This window comes from Rhodoferax sp. TS-BS-61-7 (assembly GCF_002943465.1).
Taxonomy (GTDB): Bacteria; Pseudomonadota; Gammaproteobacteria; order Burkholderiales; family Burkholderiaceae_C; genus Allorhodoferax.
This window is the reverse complement of record NZ_PTQY01000001.1, coordinates 1133224-1148710: the sequence shown is the minus strand read 5'-3', so window position 1 is coordinate 1148710 and position 15487 is coordinate 1133224. Positions and strand designations below refer to the sequence as shown.

Here is a 15487-nt window from a genome sequence, read left to right as displayed (position 1 = left end):
ACATGCGTACCGTCACCAAGCTCGTCTCGGGCTGGACCTTCCACACCTCTTTTTCGTCTGACCTGATCACCAAGGCCCAGCCCGGCACCGCCGTGCGCCTGCCGCACAACGCGGTGGATTTGGAAATGACCTACCTGGACGAACGCAGTTACCAGAAAGAATTTGGCTACCAAACCACCCTGGCCTGGCAGCCCGCATGGGCCGGCCGCGAAGTGAGCCTGCGTTTTGATGGCGCCATGGCGGATAGTGTGGTCTGGGTCAACGGCACCCAGGTAGTCGCGCACAAAGACGGCTACACCCCGTTCAGCGCACGCCTGACCGGTCTGCTGAAAGAAGGCGACAACCTCATCACCGTCAAGATCGACGGCAGCGAAAACCCCGAGATCCCGCCCTTTGGCGGCCAGATTGACTACCTGACCTACGCCGGCATTTACCGTGATGTGTGGCTGCAAGTCACCGACGCGGTGTCCGTTGCCAACCTGAAGGTGGAGACATCGAACGAGCTGACCGACGCCAAGGGTGTGGTGGTCAAGGGCTTTGTGGCCAATCCCACCAACGCCCCCATCAGCGGTAAAGTTTTGGTGGAGCTCTGCCAGGTGGACGGCACCGTGCTGCAGCAGCAGACCGTGGGCATCAGCGCCACGGGTTTTGAAGCCACGTTTGAATCTCTGGCGGGCCTGAAACTCTGGGAGCTCGACGCCCCCCAGCTCTACCTGGTGCGCGCCACGCTGGACAACCGCGACCAGCTCAGCACACGTTTCGGCTTCCGCACAGCGTGTTTCACCACCGAGGGTTTTTTCCTCAACGGCAAACACCTCAAAATTCGCGGCCTGAACCGCCACCAGAGCTACCCCTATGTGGGCTACGCCATGGGCCAGCGCGCGCAGGAAAAAGACGCCGACGTGATGAAGGACGTGCTCAAGTGCAACCTGGTGCGCACCTCGCACTACCCACAGTCCACCTACTTTCTGGACCGCTGTGACGAGATTGGCCTCCTGGTGTTTGAAGAGATTCCGGGCTGGCAGCACATTGGTGGCCAGGCCTGGCAAGACGAGTCGGTGGAAAACGTGCGCCGCATGGTAGAGCGCGACTGGAACCACCCCTCCATCGTCATCTGGGGCGTGCGTATCAACGAGTCGCAGGACAACCACGCCTTCTACACCCGCACCAACGCGATGGCCCGCAGCCTGGACAGCACACGCCAGACCGGCGGCGTGCGCTACATCGAAAACAGCGAGCTGCTGGAAGACGTGTACACCGTCAACGACTTCTGCCACGTGGCCGCGCCCGAGTGGATGAAAGGCATCGCCCCCACGCCGCTGCGCCAACCGCGCCAGGTGACCGGCCTGGACCACGAGGTACCATATCTTGTGACCGAATTCAACGGCCACATGTACCCCACCAAACGCATCGACCCCGAAGACCGCCAGGCCGAACACGTGAGCCGGCATCTGGATGTGCTGAACAAGGCGTATGAGAACCCCGTCATCAGCGGCGCCATCGGCTGGTGCATGTACGACTACAACACGCACAAAGACTTTGGTGCGGGTGACCGCATCTGCCACCACGGCGTGATGGACATCTTCCGCGAACCCAAGTTCGCCGCCTGGGGCTACACCAGCCAATGCAGCCCGGCCGAACAGGTGGTGCTGGAGCCCGTGACCTACTGGGCACGTGGCGAAAAAGACCGCTGCGAGGTGCTGCCGCTGATCGTGCTGACCAACTGCGACTATGTGGAACTGAAGGTGGGCGACTTTGCTGCCAAGCGCGCCGAGCCCGACCGCGAACGTTACCCCCACCTGCCACACGCACCCGTCATCTTTGACAGCCGCCACGTCAACATGAATGACCTAGGCGCCTGGGGCATGTTGTGGCGCGACGCCACCGTCACCGGCTACCTCGATGGCAAAGCGGTGGCCACCGTCCAGCTTTCGGGCAACCCCCTGCCCACCACGCTGCAGGTGCAAGTGGACGACACGGTGCTGCACGCCCACGAGAAAGACGCCACCCGCGTGATCGTGCGTGCGCTGGACCAGGCCGGGCGTCTGCTGCCCTTCCTGGACGATGTAGTGCAAGTGCAAGTGAGCGGTGCCGCCAAGCTGCTCGGCCCCGATACGCTCACGCTCAAAGGCGGAGTGACCGGCTTCTGGGTCGAGACGACTGGCGCCGTGGGCGACATCACCGTGCGCGTATCCACCCGCCGCATGGGCGAACAGCTGTTGGCGCTGCGCGCAGAATAAAACGAGGAGAAGAACATGGCAGACGTCAAACTCACCCAGGTCCGCAAATCCTTCGGCAACATCGAAATCATCCGCGGCGTGGACCTCGACATCAAACACGGCGAGTTCGTGGTGTTCGTGGGCCCGTCGGGCTGCGGCAAGTCCACCCTCCTACGCGCCATCTCGGGCCTGGAAGACATCAGCAGCGGCGAGCTGCGCATTGGCGACCAGGTGATGAACCATGTGGACCCGTCCAAGCGCGGCATTGCCATGGTGTTCCAGAGCTACGCGCTCTACCCCCACATGACGGTGCGCGAGAACATGGGCTTCGCCCTCAAGCACGCCGGTGTGGCCAAGGCCGAGGTCGTCACCAAGGTGGACGCGGCCGCCAACATCCTGGGCCTGGGCCCGCTGATGGACCGCAAGCCCAAGGCCCTGTCGGGCGGGCAGCGCCAGCGCGTGGCGATTGGCCGCGCCATCGTGCGTGACCCGCAGGTGTTTTTGTTTGACGAGCCGCTCTCCAACCTGGACGCCGAGCTGCGCGTGCACATGCGCATCGAGATTGCGCGCCTGCACCGCGAGCTCGGCAGCACCATCATCTACGTGACGCACGACCAAGTGGAGGCCATGACCCTGGCCGACAAGATCGTGGTGCTGCGCGCCGGTGTGGTGGAGCAGGTGGGTGCGCCGCTGGAGCTGTACGACAACCCGGCCAACACCTTTGTGGCGGGCTTCATCGGCTCGCCGCGCATGAACTTCTTTGACGGCACCATCACGGGCCACACACGCAGCAACGGCACCAACGCCTGCCAGGTCGCCTTGGCCGGGTTTGGTAACGCGGTGGTGAGCTTGCCGCTGGACGGCAACCTGCCCGCCGTAGGCACCGAGGTGTCGGTGGGCGTGCGGCCCGAGCATTTCGTGGAAGACGGCAGCGCCACGCTGCCCGTCACCATCGACATGCTGGAGCACCTGGGCGGCGAGACCTTCGTCTACGCGCGCTCGGCCAGCGGCGTGATGGTGGTGATAGAAAGCAAACACGGCCGCAGCCTGCGCTCGGGCCAGCCGCTGGAGGCGCGCTTTGACGCGGCCAAGGCCCTGCTGTTCGACAAGAGCGGCCAGCGCATTTACTGCAACTAAACTGCCCCGCCCTCTGCTCTGCCCATGCCCACCCACGCGCCCGAGGCCTCTGCCGCATTCACCGTTCTGCACGGCACCCACAGCACCGTGGTGCTGGAGGTGCGCCCGCATGAAGCACCGCTGTGGCGCTACTGGGGCCCGCGCCTGCCAGATAACTGCGTCCCCTTGGCGCCCCTACGTGACGGCCGCGCCATCCCGCCAAGCAGCATGGAGTTCGACCAGCCGCTGAGCGTGGCCCCCACCTTTGGCGTGGGCTGGTACATGCAGAGTGCGCTGCTGGCGCACCGCAGCGGCCAGCAGTTTGCACAGCAGTTCACCGCCTGCCGCATCGAGACCCTGGTGGACGGCCAGAGCATCGCCATCCACTTGATTGATAACGTGGCCCAGCTGCGCCTGGTGATGCATGTGGCGCTGGATGCCCATGATGTGTTGCAGCTGCGCAGCGAGTTGTTCAACGACGGCAGTGATGTGCTGGACGTGCAATGGCTGGCTGCCGGCACCGTGCCGCTGCCCGGTGATGCGCAGGCCGTGCGTTCCTACACGGGCCAATGGGCCAACGAATTCCAGTTGCAGGTGGACGCCCTTTCGCGCAGCCTGTGGCAGCGCGAGAACCGGCGCGGCCGCACCTCGCACGACAGCTTTCCGGGCGCCGTGGTCACCACACCGGGTGCCACGCAGCACACGGGCACCGTGTATGGCGCGCACCTGGCTTGGTCCGGCAACCACAAACAGGCCATTGAGTGGCTGCACGACGGGCAATACCAATGGCAGATGGGCGAATGGCTGGCACCGGGCGAAGTGCGCCTGGCAGCTGGCGAATCGCTGCAAACACCCACGCTGTTCGCCAGCTGCGCCACCACGGGCCTGAATGGCCTGGCCGCCAACTTCCACGCCACGGTGCGCAGCCGCCTGCCCTGGCCCGGTGGTCGCATGCGTCCGCGCCCTGTGCACCTGAACACCTGGGAAGCGGTCTACTTTGACCACCGTACCGACGACATCCGCGCGCTGGCCGCCGCCGCCGCCAGCGTGGGAGTGGAGCGTTTTGTGCTGGACGACGGCTGGTTCCAGGGCCGCCACAGCGACCAGGCCGCCCTGGGTGACTGGTGGCCCGATGCTGGCAAGTACCCCCACGGCCTGCAGCCGCTAGCACAGTATGTGAACGAGCTGGGCATGGAGTTTGGCCTGTGGGTGGAGCCCGAAATGGTCAACCCCGACAGCCAGCTCTTCCGCGCCCACCCCGACTGGGCGCTGCAGCTCGAAGGCCGCCCCCTGCTGACCATGCGCAACCAGCTGGTGCTGGACGTGGCCCGCCCCGAGGTGTCCGACTACCTGTTCGCCAAGCTGGACACCCTGTTACAGAACGTGCCCATTGCCTACCTGAAGTGGGACATGAACCGCGACCTGAGCACGGCCGGCAACGCACTGGGCCGCCCCGCGTACCGCAGCTTTGTGCATGCGCTGTATGCGCTGCTGGACCGCGTGCGCGCCGCCCACCCGCAACTGGAGATTGAAAGCTGCGCCTCTGGCGGCGCTCGGCTCGACATGGGCGTGTTGGCCCATACCCACCGCGTGTGGACCAGCGATTGCAACGATGCGCTGTCGCGCGTGGCCATCCAGCGCGGTGCGCTGCAGTTTTTGCCGCCCGAGATTCTGGGTGCCCACATTGGCCCCGCGCCCGCGCACACCACGGGCCGCAGCCAGAGCCTGAACTTCCGCGCCGGCGTGGCACTCAGCGGCCACCTGGGCATTGAGGCCGATGTGCGCCATATGGGCGATGACGAGCGCATGGCGCTGGGCCGCTGGGTAGGCCTGTACAAGCAGCTGCGCAACCGCCTGCACACCGGCCAGGTGTGGCTGGGCGAAGCCGGCGACGGCGTGTTGTGGCAAGCCCATGGCGACGCCAATGCCAGCGAGGTGCTGCTGCTGGTCTACCGCACCACGCCCACCAGCCACCGCAACACGCCGCCGCTGCGCCTGCCCATGCTGCGCCCGGCCGCCCACTACACCATCGAACGGCTGGACCCCACCCCGCCCGACTGGACCAGCAGCCCGCTGAACGACGCAGCCCTGGCCGCCGGTGCCCAGCAGGCCCTGCCACCCACCGCGCACGGCGCCTGGCTGGCCGCAGTGGGCCTGCCGCTGCCGCGCATGAATGCGGAGAGTGCGTTGATCTACCGGCTGCGGTTTATCCCTCAGTAAAGCTTCTCGCGGCGAAGCGGGCGACAATTGGCGGACACAGACTCCTACCGAAAAGCGCCCATGAAAACCCTCTTCACAAGCATCGTCCTTGGACTGCTCAGCCTCACCGCCCAAGCCAAAGACGTCATCATTGACGTGCGCACCCCGCAGGAATTTGCGGCCGGCCATGTGGAAGGCGCCATCAACATCGAACACGGCAACATCGCCCAGCAGATTGCCAAGGCCGGTGTCACCAAAGACGACAAGGTGATGCTGTACTGCCAGTCCGGCCGGCGCAGCGGCATTGCGCTGGACACGCTCAAGGGTCTGGGCTTTAGCAAGGCCGAAAACGTAGGCGGCATCGAGCAGGCCCGCAAGACCCTGGCCAAGAAATAACGCCCATGGCGGCCACCGTGCTGACCGGCCTGCCGCCACTGGTGTCGCCCGCCACGCGGGTGCTGATTTTGGGCAGTTTCCCCGGTGTGCGCTCGCTGCAAGCGCAGCAGTATTACGGCCACCCGCAAAACCAGTTCTGGAAGATATTACAAGCCATTTGGCCCTCTAGCCCAGATGGAATATGCGCGAGCAGCTATGAATCCCGTAGCACCTGGCTGCTGGAGCGCGGCCTGGGCGTGTGGGATGTGTATGCCAGCTGCCAGCGCGAAGGCAGCCTGGACACGGCCATCCGCGACGCCGTGGTCAACGACATTGCCAGGCTGCAGCTACCGCAGCTGCAGGCCATTGCCCACAACGGCGGCGAGAGCTACAAACACGCACGCCACACGCAGACGCTGGGCGTGCCCGTCTACAAGCTGCCCAGTACCAGCCCAGCCAACGCCAGTTGGACCTTTGAACGCAAGCTGGCTGCGTGGCGCGAGGTGATGGAGCGGCACGGGCTGGCTTAGGGTTTTGCCGTTTTAGATAATGGATCTTTATCTAAGTCCTTGTTTATTAAGGTAATTTTCAATTTTTCATTTTCATTATCTAGCGGGTCAGATAATGAACCGGTGCAACTTGTCCAAGCTACTGCCCTTCGTCAGATTGCACGTCTTGGAGCAAATCAACATCTATCTGACTCGGCTTGCGATAAACAGTATTGCGCTTGCCTCGTGTGTCATCGCTGACAAGAAGCCCTTGAACCACCCATCGTTGCAGGAGCTTGGAGGCCTTCAGCGTGTCCAAGCCTGCAATTTGACATAGCGCACTATTGTTAATCGGGCCGTTTCGATCCATCCAGTCGCTCACTTGCTCCCATACTGGCGGACGCTCTTCGTTTAGTAACGTTACAACTATCGCCTCTTGCGCCTGATCACGCACTTCACGGTACTGCGGTGGATACAGGTTGCCGGCTCGCATCAGACTGAACATCATCCTAACCCCCTCTCCCGCATCCACGTTCGGGGGGACTGGGAATTCGCGCAAATTGCTCGCTATCAATGGATTGCGCGCGAAAGAACCCATTTTGTGCACCGTAGCCGCTGTAATGCGACCAGGAAAGAGCCCAGGACTGATTACTTCGATCCGATTATCAAAAATGCGTATCTGGACATCACGGTTCAGACGGTAATCGCGATGAATCAGCGCATTGGTGATGGCTTCCTTGATAACGCGTACCGGGTAACGGTGCACTGTCTGAAAGCCTGACGCTGCCAGCGTCAGCCCGTGCGCCAACTCATCCTGCACATACACATCCACTTGCGAAATCAATTGATAAATCTGGCCAGAAAATGTTTTCGGCGGCCTCTTTAAGTTGGGTACGTCCCCCGCTTGTTCAACCGTGCCTTTGTAATGAAACACCCGCACATCAGCTCGTGTACCCGAGGCGGCCAGCAAAGCACCTGGATGATCTGCAAACAACAACACCGCTGCTCGCAATGGTTTGAGCACACCATTAACCTTTTTAGCCAACCCAATGCGGTACAACTGATCGGCAACATCTGTGGTTGTCAATCCCCGTCCTTGCACGAACAGTCGCCAGACTGCTGTATCTAGCAAATCAAAGTCCACGTCAACGGGCTCACTTTCAGCGCTATGCACGCCGCGCCGGTATGACAAGTCCGTTATCTCACTCGCAACCATTTCACGGTTGCTGGCCGGCAAACGCATCCAGGTGCCGCCGTCAATGATTGAATGCACCTTATCGCTAGGAGGCACCTGAAAGCAGATCAATTGATCATGCTTGCCATCACGTAACTCGGTCATCAAAAACCAAGGCTGGATACCCGTGATTGGTGGCGTAAAGTGCGTGCGGATTTTGCGTAGCAACTCATCAAGTGCCTCCGGGTTTTCTTGTATTCCATAGAGTCGGTCGCGCCCCGTGGCCTTGTCGAAATCCTCAACCCCCAACATCAGCCACCCGCCATGAGTATTGGCAAAAGCACATACAGTCTGCAAAGCTTTACCAACCATTTTTCCGGAAACTCTTTTGGTCTCTAACTGCAAGGTTTCACGACCTTGCAGCACAGAGTCCAACAAAGCGTCGGCAGTCGCCTTGGGCATGGATGGCATGCCCCATCCGTTGGCAATAAATTCAAGATGATCGGTCATAAAAACTATGTTCCTCAACGGCTTTGCTCAAGGAAGTCTACAAAATCCAAGCGCTAGCTTGCCGGCGTGGTGCGAAATGATGGAGTGGCATGGACTAGTGTGAACGCAGCACCTACTGCGCCTTGGGCTTGAGCGTCATCTGGCGGTCCGCCAGCGTGATCTCGAATTTGTTCAAAAAGCTCTGGCCCAGCAACGCCTCGTCGGGCTCTCCGCCCACCAGCCCCACACCCACCCGCACACCCGACACCTGCGCGGGCCCCATGGACACCGGCACATCGCTGAGCACCCGCCCCTGCAAATCGCCATTGGCCGTTTTGAACACCGTGGGCGTGCCACCGACCAGCCCGGCCTGCTGCGCAAACGCCTCGCTCACCGTCACCATCGACGCCCCCGTGTCCACCAAAAACCGCGCCGACTTGCTGCCCACCGTGCCCGTGGCATAAAAGTGCCCGTCACGCGCCATGGGTATCACCAACACCCCACCCGGCAATACCGCCACAGACTTTGGTTTGAGGTACTGCGCGGACAGCAGGTACAGGCCCCCCATGACCGCGAGCCACACGACCACGATGGCCAGCGGGCCCCATTTAAGGCTTGTGGGGAGGTCGTTGGGGGACGGCGTGGGTGAGGTGGACATGGACTGGAGTGTAAGAAGAGACAAGACTCCGACCTTCTTCGCCCTAAAATTGATATGTTTTAAGCCTCCAGCCCCCGTCCAACCTGCGCAAGCAGCTATCAAAATCATAGTATGCCCCACTCCACCATCGCCGCCCTCACCACCCACGACACCACGCGCATCGACGATGTGCGCATTGGGGCGGTGCGTCCGCTGATCACGCCGGCGCTGCTGGAAGAAAAGTTGCCGGTGCCCGATGCGGCGCAGGCGCTGGTAGAGAGCAGCCGTGCGGCCATCTCTAAGGTGCTGCATGGGCAGGACGACCGGCTGGTGGTGGTGGTGGGGCCCTGCTCCATCCACGACCATGACCAAGCCATGGAGTACGCGCGCCAGCTCAAGGTGCAGGCCGATGCTTTGAGCGACGACCTGCTGGTAGTGATGCGCGTGTACTTCGAGAAGCCGCGCACCACGGTGGGCTGGAAGGGTTATATCAACGACCCGCACCTGGACGACAGCTTTGCCATCAACGAAGGGCTGGAGATGGCACGCCGCCTGCTACTGGATGTGCTGGCACTGGGCCTGCCCGCGGGCACGGAGTTTCTGGACCTGCTCTCGCCGCAGTTCATCAGCGAACTGGTGAGCTGGGGCGCCATTGGCGCGCGCACCACAGAGAGCCAGAGCCACCGCCAGTTGGCCAGCGGCCTGTCGTGCCCCGTGGGCTTCAAGAACGGCACCGATGGTGGCATCAAGGTCGCCACCGACGCCATCCAGGCCGCGCAAGGCGCGCACGCTTTCATGGGCATGACCAAGATGGGCCAGGCCGCGATTTTCGAGACCCGTGGCAATGACGACTGCCATGTGATTCTGCGCGGTGGCAAGCAGCCCAACTACAGCAAAACCGATGTGGATGTGGCCTGCGCGCTGCTCAAGGCTGCAGGTCTGCGCGAGCAGGTGATGGTGGACGTGAGCCACGCCAACAGCAGCAAACAACATGCACGTCAGATTGTGGTGGCGGCCGATGTAGCGCAGCAGATTGCGGCGGGCGATGCGCGCATCACCGGCATCATGATCGAGAGCCATCTGAACGAAGGTCGGCAGGACATCGTGGCGGGCCAGCCATTGAAGCATGGCGTGAGCGTGACCGATGCCTGCATCAGCATGGCGCAGACGGTGCCGGTGTTGCAGGAGTTGGCAGCGGCGGTGCGCACGCGCCGCCAGCGGGCCTGAGATCAATAGGTTTTGTAGGGCAGAAACTTGCCCGACAGCACCACGTTCACGCGGTCCCCTTTGGGGTCTGGCTGGCGCACGATGTCCATGGAGAAGTCGATGGCGCTCATGATGCCGTCGCCAAACTCTTCATGGATCAGCTCCTTGATGGTGGTGCCATACACGTTAACGATTTCATACCAGCGGTAGATCAGCGGGTCTGTGGGTACTGCGCTAGGCAAAGAGCCTTTGTAGGGCACGACCTGCAACCACTTTTGCTCATCCACCGAGAGGCCAAAAATCTTGCCCACGGTCTTGGCCTGCTTGGCGTCCAGCGTCATTTGGCCCAGGCAAGCGGCCGTGGTCCACTCTTTGCTCAGCCCCACTTTTTTGGCCACCGACTCCCAGCTAATACCTTTGCTGACTTTCACGGTCATGATTTTTTCCGTGACATCGTTGCGGTTCATAGATTCTCCTGACGTGTTGATAGACAGGAGAGCGCTGCAAACATCGTGCCGCGTGATGCGGCGGCGCATGGGTCAGGGCAAGCTGGCTTTCACCGTGGCCCAGTCCAACGCCAGCGGCTCCCAAGGACCGGGGTGTTGCCCGGCCAGCGCCCGCAACTGGGTGGCGCGTTCGGCCGATGCGGGGTGGGTGGACAACAACGCAGGCGGTGTGGCGCCTTGGCTTTTTGCAGCCAGCTTGTCCATAAAGCGGGCCATGCCTTCGGGGTTGATTTTGGCGGCTACCAGGCGGCGCAGGCCCTCGGCGTCGGCCTGGGTTTCGGCCTCGCGCGAAAACTGCATTTCCAGCAAGCTGGTGGTGGCTTCGCTCAGCACGGCACCGCTCCAGTCGCCCAGCAACACGGCGGCACCGGCGCGCAGGCCCAGGCTTTTGACCAAACCTTGCAGGCCGTGGCGCAGTTCGGCGTGGGCGACCTCGTGGGCGATCACGCCCGCGGCTTCTTCGGGTGTGTCGGTGCTCTTGAGCAGGCCGCTGTAGACCACCACCACGCCGCCGGGCGCGGCAAACGCGTTCATCTCTTGGTTGTCCACCACCAGCCAGCGGTAGCGGTGCAGGGTGCCGGGGGTCAGGCGCTCGCCGATGTGTTTCACGGCGTCCACCGCGGGGCCGCTGTCGATCACGCGCATCTGTGCGCGGGTTTGCGCCAGCACCAGGTCGCCCAGTTTGGCCTCTTGCGCGTGGGGAATCTGTTGCACGGCCCAGTTCACCACATCGCCCCCGCGCAGCACCAGCAAGGCCACGGCCAACACCGGTAGCAGGGCCACGGCGGCCAACGCCGCCCACCAGAACTTGAAGCGCCGCTCCACCCCGCGCGCCGCGCGCTGGGCCACACCGTGGGGTTGGGCCAGGCTGGCGGGCATGCCTGCGGCAAACGCCGTGCGCGCAGCACCCGCGTCTACAAAAAATTGCAGCTGGCCGCCGTCCACTGGCCACCCCACGCTCAGCTGTGCGGCGTTAAAACCGCCCGCGCTCAGCGTAGGGTGCTCGGGCGCCAGCCACTCGCGTTCAGCCGCACCGTCTTGCACCCACACCACCAGCCGCCCCTGGCGCCATTGGCCCGTGGCGGGCATGCCCACGCCGTCCAGGCCGGGCGCAAAGAGCCGGCCGCCAAAGGTGTTGGGGGTGCTGTGCATGGTGCGGGCGTTCAGTCGTCGCTGCCACCACCAATGAGACCGCCCAGCACACCGGCACCCAACAGGGAGCCTTGGTCTGCTGAGCGGCCGCCTGCGGCGGGGGCCGACAGGATGATGCGGTTCGCCAGGCGCGACAGCGGCAGGCTTTGCAGCCACACCTTGCCGGGGCCACGCAGCGTGGCAAAAAACAGGCCTTCACCACCAAAAATGGCGGACTTGATCTTGCCGACATACTGGATGTCAAAGTCCACCGTGGGCTGGAAGGCCACCACACAACCGGTGTCCACCCGTAGCGTCTCGCCCGGTGCCAGGGTGCGTTCCATCAGCGTGCCACCGGCGTGCACAAAGGCCATGCCGTCGCCGTCGAGCTTTTGCATGATGAAGCCTTCGCCACCAAACAGGCCCACACCCAGCTTCTTCTGGAAGGCAATGCCCAGCGCCACCCCTTTGGCGGCGCACAAAAAGGAATCTTTCTGGCAGATGATGGTGCCGCCCAGTTGGCTCAGGTCCATGGGCACGATCTTGCCGGGGTAGGGTGCGGCAAAGGCCACACGCTGTTTGCCGGCGCCGCTGTTTTGGAACACGGTGGTGAACAGGCCTTCACCGGTCAACAAGCGCTTGCCTGCGCCCATGAGCTTGCCAAAGAAGCCGCCTTGCTGCGAGCCGTCACCAAAGATGGTGTCCATGGTGATGCCTTCTTGCATGTACATCATCACGCCGGCTTCGCCGATGGCGGCCTCGCCAGGGTCCAGTTCCACCTCAACGTATTGCATCTCGGAACCAAAAATTTCGTAATCCACCACATCCATCGCCATCACGCACTCCTCTGAACAAACGACACCCCAATGGGGCACAGCCCGCAACGATAGCAGCTACGCGTTGCACCATAAAAAAGCACGCCACCCGGGTAGGGGTGGCGTGCTTCCATGCCATGCGGGCACTGCCCGCGGCATCACTTACTTCGCAGCGGGCGGACCCTTGAAGCGATTGCGTTCACCAAAGCCCCACCAGAACACGGCCAGGAACGCCACCAGTGCAATGATCAGGTACAGCACCTTCTGGTTGGGTGGCTGGATGCCCACAAAAATCAACACCAAGCCCCCCAACACGGCCAGGATGCCGATGGGTTTGGACAGGCCGCCCAGGTTGAACGGGCCTTTGCGGGTCCAGGTTTTGCCTTCGGCAAAAATGCCGGCGGCGGTGGGCATGACGTACGAGATGTACAGGAACACAGCGCAGGCGGTAGACAAGACCACAAAGGCGTCGGCATACAAGGTGGCCAGCACCGCAGCCACACAGGACACCCAGATGGCAGGGCCAGGGGTTTTGTTCACCGGGTCAACCGACTTCAACACGTTGGACATGGGCAGGCCACCGTCACGTGCAAAGGCGTACATCATGCGTGAGGTGGACATCAGGCAGGCCAAGGCGCACAGGTAGTTGCAGGCAAAGATGCCGATGCCCAGCACCGCTTTTAGTGCCGGGGGCAGGCTGTCCAGCAGCACCGAGAAAAAGCCCATGCCCTGCTTCACCGCGTCGGGAACACTGGGCATGACCAGTACAAAGGTGCAAATCATGCCGAAGCCAAACAAGGCCGACCACAACACGCTGGAGATGATGCCCTTGGGCACGTTTTCGGCGGCATTGTGGGTTTCCTCGGACGTGTGGGCCGATGCGTCAAACCCGGTGATGGTGTAGACGGTGAGCAGCAGGCCTGCCAAAAACACCATGACAGAGTTGCCCGACTCGGGCCACATGCTGCCTTCTTTCCCACTGAAGTTGACGAAGGTAGTGAGGCGTGAAAAATCGACCGGGGTGGTGTTGTAGATCCACAGCGACAGGGTCAGCACCGTGGCGATCACAAAAATCAGGTAACCCGAGATGTCGAGCAACTTGGTGGTCAGGCCCGCAGCCTTGTGGTTCAGGATGGCCTGGGTGATGGTGAACAGGGAGATAAAGCCCACTTGCTCGGCCAAGCCCCAGTTGGTAGTGTCCAGGCCCAGCAGCGGCGCGATCAGCGTCTTGAAGAAGGGGTCGTAGACGCCGAAGTTCACCGACGCGACCACCAGCACCAGGCCCAGCAAGTTGAACCAGGCGGTGACCCAGCCATAACCCTTGTTGCCCAGGATGGAGCCCCAGTGGTACAGGCCACCCGCAGTGGGGTAGGCCGAGGCAATTTGTGCCATGGCCAGCGCCACCACGGTGGCAAAGGCCGCGCCCACAATCCAGCCCAGGCTGATGGAAAAACCGCCGCCCGCACCCAGTGCGCTGGGGAAGGCCGTAATGCCGCCGGCCAGGATACAAATGATGGAGAAAGAGACGGCGAAGTTGGAAAACTTGCTCATCCGTCGGTGCAGGTCCTGCTGGTAGCCCATGCTTTCCAGCAGTTGTGCATCCGCGTCGCGCGGCTCGCGCATAACGCTTTGTGTGCTCATTGGTCCGTCCTTTACGTTGGTAACTGTCGTGAAAGTCCACTCGCCTACGGCAGTTTCGCGCGGCGGCCCGAATTGGTGCAGCCGCGCAAATTTGCCCTAGCGCTTAGGCCTTACGCAAATGCCATGCCTTGGGGCGGGTAAAGGTCTGGATACCGTACGTAGAGAGCGTGAGACCCACGCCCGAATCGCCATGGCCGCTCCAAGGCAGGCGCGGGCTCACGCGGTCGCAGCAGTTCCAGTAGACGGTGCCGGCGTGCACCTGCTCCAGTACCGCTTTGGCACGTGCTTCATTGGGAGTGAACACACCGGCGGTCAGGCCGTAGCGGGTGTCGTTCATCAATTTCACGGCCTCGGCGTCGCTGCCCACTTTCTGGATGCCGATGATGGGGCCGAAGCTTTCTTCGCGCATCAGCTCCATGCTGTGGTTCACATGGGAGAACACCGTGGGCGCGAACCAGTTGCCCTCACCGGTGCCGCGCGCACCACCGGTGAGCAGCGTGGCGCCCTTGGCCTGTGCATCGGCCACCTGGGCCGCCAGCACATCGAGCTGCGGGGCGCGGGTCAGTGCACCGATATAGGTGTCCTCGGCCACCGGGTCGCCGGTTTTGAAAGTTTTGACCGTATTGACGAAGGCCTCCACAAACTGGTCATACACCTTCTCGTGCACATACACACGCTCGACCGAGCAGCAGCTTTGGCCGGTGTTGTACATGGCGCCATCAGCCAGGCTCTCGGCGGCCACCTGCACATTGGCGTCGTCGCACACATAGGTGGGGTCTTTGCCGCCCAGCTCCAGCTGCAGCTTCACGAACTTGCTGCCCACGGCCTGGGCAATCCGTGCGCCGGTGGCATACGAGCCGGTGAAAAACACGCCGTCCACCTTTTGCTCCAGCAGCGCGGCGCCCACAGCACCAGCGCCTACCAGGCAAATCATCACGTCCTCTGGCACACCGGCCTTGTGCAGCAGGCGGGTGATTTCCAAGCCAGTGAGGGTGGCGTACTCCGAGGGTTTGTAGAGCACCGTGTTGCCCGTGAGCAGTGCGGGCACGATGACGTTGCAGCCCACAAACCAGGGGTAGTTCCAGGCCGAGATATTGGCCACCACACCCAGCGGTGTGTGCTGGATCTGCTCGGTCATGCCGCCCTCAGAGAACACGGTTTGGGTGGCCAGCGTGGCGTCGGCCTCGGCCAAAAAGAAATCGAGCCGACCCAGCAGGCCATTAAGTTCATTGCGCGACATCTTGATGGGTTTGCCAGTCTCACGCGTCATGGTGAAAGCCAGCGACTCCAGGTCGTGCACCACCCCGGCGCGAAAAGCCGTGATGCAGGCCTTGCGATCGGCCAGCGGCGTGGCAGCCCAGGCGTGCTGGGCGGCACGGGCACGCGCGGCTTTGGCGGCCACGGTGCTGGCATCGTCAGCGCCCAGGGTGGTGATGAGGTGGCCGTTGGCCGGGTTGTGGATGGCGAGTTGGCTCATGGGGTGCTCAAAGT

13 protein-coding genes are annotated in these 15487 nt (G+C 62.5%); 6 read left to right on the top strand and 7 right to left on the bottom strand.

Features of this window, described 5'->3' with window-relative positions; translation table 11 throughout:
• Nucleotides 1–2: 2 nt before the first annotated feature.
• From C5F53_RS05425 to C5F53_RS05405, 5 genes are read left to right on the top strand one after another with little or no spacing between them, the layout of a single operon-like run.
• Nucleotides 3–2240, top strand: coding sequence for a glycoside hydrolase family 2 protein (locus C5F53_RS05425; RefSeq protein WP_105260251.1), 2238 nt, complete (start codon nucleotides 3–5; stop codon nucleotides 2238–2240).
• A gap of 15 nt (nucleotides 2241–2255) precedes the next feature.
• Nucleotides 2256–3356: an ABC transporter ATP-binding protein gene (locus tag C5F53_RS05420; RefSeq protein WP_105260250.1), complete on the top strand. Its 1101-nt coding sequence runs from the start codon at nucleotides 2256–2258 to the stop codon at nucleotides 3354–3356.
• Nucleotides 3357–3380: 24 nt separating this feature from the next.
• Nucleotides 3381–5555, top strand: coding sequence for an alpha-galactosidase (locus tag C5F53_RS05415; protein ID WP_105260249.1), 2175 nt, complete (start codon nucleotides 3381–3383; stop codon nucleotides 5553–5555).
• A gap of 60 nt (nucleotides 5556–5615) precedes the next feature.
• Nucleotides 5616–5930 (top strand): rhodanese-like domain-containing protein, encoded by a 315-nt coding sequence (locus C5F53_RS05410; protein WP_105260248.1) that lies wholly within the window; start codon nucleotides 5616–5618, stop codon nucleotides 5928–5930.
• 5 nt (nucleotides 5931–5935) lie between these two features.
• The gene (locus tag C5F53_RS05405) at nucleotides 5936–6439 is read left to right on the top strand and encodes a DNA-deoxyinosine glycosylase (protein ID WP_105260247.1); all 504 of its coding nucleotides are present in this window, start codon (nucleotides 5936–5938) and stop codon (nucleotides 6437–6439) included.
• Nucleotides 6440–6557: 118 nt separating this feature from the next.
• Here C5F53_RS05405 and C5F53_RS05400 read toward each other — a convergent pair whose 3' ends face one another.
• Complete coding sequence (locus C5F53_RS05400) at nucleotides 6558–8081, bottom strand: ATP-binding protein (protein WP_201740791.1); 1524 nt, start codon at nucleotides 8079–8081, stop codon at nucleotides 6558–6560.
• A 112-nt stretch (nucleotides 8082–8193) separates the two neighbouring features.
• A complete protein-coding gene (locus C5F53_RS05395) occupies nucleotides 8194–8718 on the bottom strand; it encodes a TIGR02281 family clan AA aspartic protease (RefSeq protein WP_161499888.1) in 525 nt (174 codons plus the stop codon).
• A gap of 111 nt (nucleotides 8719–8829) precedes the next feature.
• On the opposite strand from C5F53_RS05395, the gene C5F53_RS05390 reads away from it, so the two are divergent.
• The gene (locus C5F53_RS05390) at nucleotides 8830–9924 is read left to right on the top strand and encodes a 3-deoxy-7-phosphoheptulonate synthase (protein ID WP_105260245.1); all 1095 of its coding nucleotides are present in this window, start codon (nucleotides 8830–8832) and stop codon (nucleotides 9922–9924) included.
• Nucleotides 9925–9926: 2 nt separating this feature from the next.
• On the opposite strand, the gene cynS is transcribed toward C5F53_RS05390, so the two are convergent.
• The 5 genes from cynS to C5F53_RS05365 form a co-directional block, all read right to left on the bottom strand.
• Complete coding sequence (gene cynS / locus C5F53_RS05385) at nucleotides 9927–10370, bottom strand: cyanase (protein ID WP_105260244.1); 444 nt, start codon at nucleotides 10368–10370, stop codon at nucleotides 9927–9929.
• Between the two features lie 72 nt (nucleotides 10371–10442).
• On the bottom strand, nucleotides 10443–11561 hold the full coding sequence (locus C5F53_RS05380; RefSeq protein ID WP_105260243.1) for a M48 family metallopeptidase: 1119 nt from the start codon (nucleotides 11559–11561) through the stop codon (nucleotides 10443–10445).
• Nucleotides 11562–11572: 11 nt separating this feature from the next.
• Nucleotides 11573–12376 carry a TIGR00266 family protein gene (locus C5F53_RS05375; protein ID WP_105260242.1) on the bottom strand — a complete coding sequence of 268 codons (804 nt, stop codon included), beginning with the start codon at nucleotides 12374–12376 and terminating at the stop codon, nucleotides 11573–11575.
• A 141-nt stretch (nucleotides 12377–12517) separates the two neighbouring features.
• On the bottom strand, nucleotides 12518–13996 hold the full coding sequence (locus C5F53_RS05370) for an amino acid permease (protein ID WP_236635219.1): 1479 nt from the start codon (nucleotides 13994–13996) through the stop codon (nucleotides 12518–12520).
• Nucleotides 13997–14099: 103 nt separating this feature from the next.
• Nucleotides 14100–15473, bottom strand: a complete 1374-nt coding sequence (locus tag C5F53_RS05365; protein ID WP_105260241.1) for an aldehyde dehydrogenase family protein — start codon at nucleotides 15471–15473, stop codon at nucleotides 14100–14102.
• Nucleotides 15474–15487: the final 14 nt, after the last annotated feature.

What these genes read in the sequence shown, in the direction of transcription:
- C5F53_RS05400 (WP_201740791.1), bottom strand. Translation starts at nt 8,081, where the DNA reads ATGACCGATCATCTTGAATTTATTGCCAACGGATGGGGCATGCCATCC.
- cynS (WP_105260244.1), bottom strand. Translation starts at nt 10,370, where the DNA reads ATGAACCGCAACGATGTCACGGAAAAAATCATGACCGTGAAAGTCAGC.
- C5F53_RS05395 (WP_161499888.1), bottom strand. Translation starts at nt 8,718, where the DNA reads ATGTCCACCTCACCCACGCCGTCCCCCAACGACCTCCCCACAAGCCTT.
- C5F53_RS05415 (WP_105260249.1), top strand. Translation starts at nt 3,381, where the DNA reads ATGCCCACCCACGCGCCCGAGGCCTCTGCCGCATTCACCGTTCTGCAC.
- C5F53_RS05370 (WP_236635219.1), bottom strand. Translation starts at nt 13,996, where the DNA reads ATGAGCACACAAAGCGTTATGCGCGAGCCGCGCGACGCGGATGCACAA.
- C5F53_RS05410 (WP_105260248.1), top strand. Translation starts at nt 5,616, where the DNA reads ATGAAAACCCTCTTCACAAGCATCGTCCTTGGACTGCTCAGCCTCACC.
- C5F53_RS05420 (WP_105260250.1), top strand. Translation starts at nt 2,256, where the DNA reads ATGGCAGACGTCAAACTCACCCAGGTCCGCAAATCCTTCGGCAACATC.
- C5F53_RS05380 (WP_105260243.1), bottom strand. Translation starts at nt 11,561, where the DNA reads ATGCACAGCACCCCCAACACCTTTGGCGGCCGGCTCTTTGCGCCCGGC.
- C5F53_RS05365 (WP_105260241.1), bottom strand. Translation starts at nt 15,473, where the DNA reads ATGAGCCAACTCGCCATCCACAACCCGGCCAACGGCCACCTCATCACC.
- C5F53_RS05425 (WP_105260251.1), top strand. Translation starts at nt 3, where the DNA reads ATGCGTACCGTCACCAAGCTCGTCTCGGGCTGGACCTTCCACACCTCT.
- C5F53_RS05390 (WP_105260245.1), top strand. Translation starts at nt 8,830, where the DNA reads ATGCCCCACTCCACCATCGCCGCCCTCACCACCCACGACACCACGCGC.
- C5F53_RS05405 (WP_105260247.1), top strand. Translation starts at nt 5,936, where the DNA reads ATGGCGGCCACCGTGCTGACCGGCCTGCCGCCACTGGTGTCGCCCGCC.
- C5F53_RS05375 (WP_105260242.1), bottom strand. Translation starts at nt 12,376, where the DNA reads ATGGCGATGGATGTGGTGGATTACGAAATTTTTGGTTCCGAGATGCAA.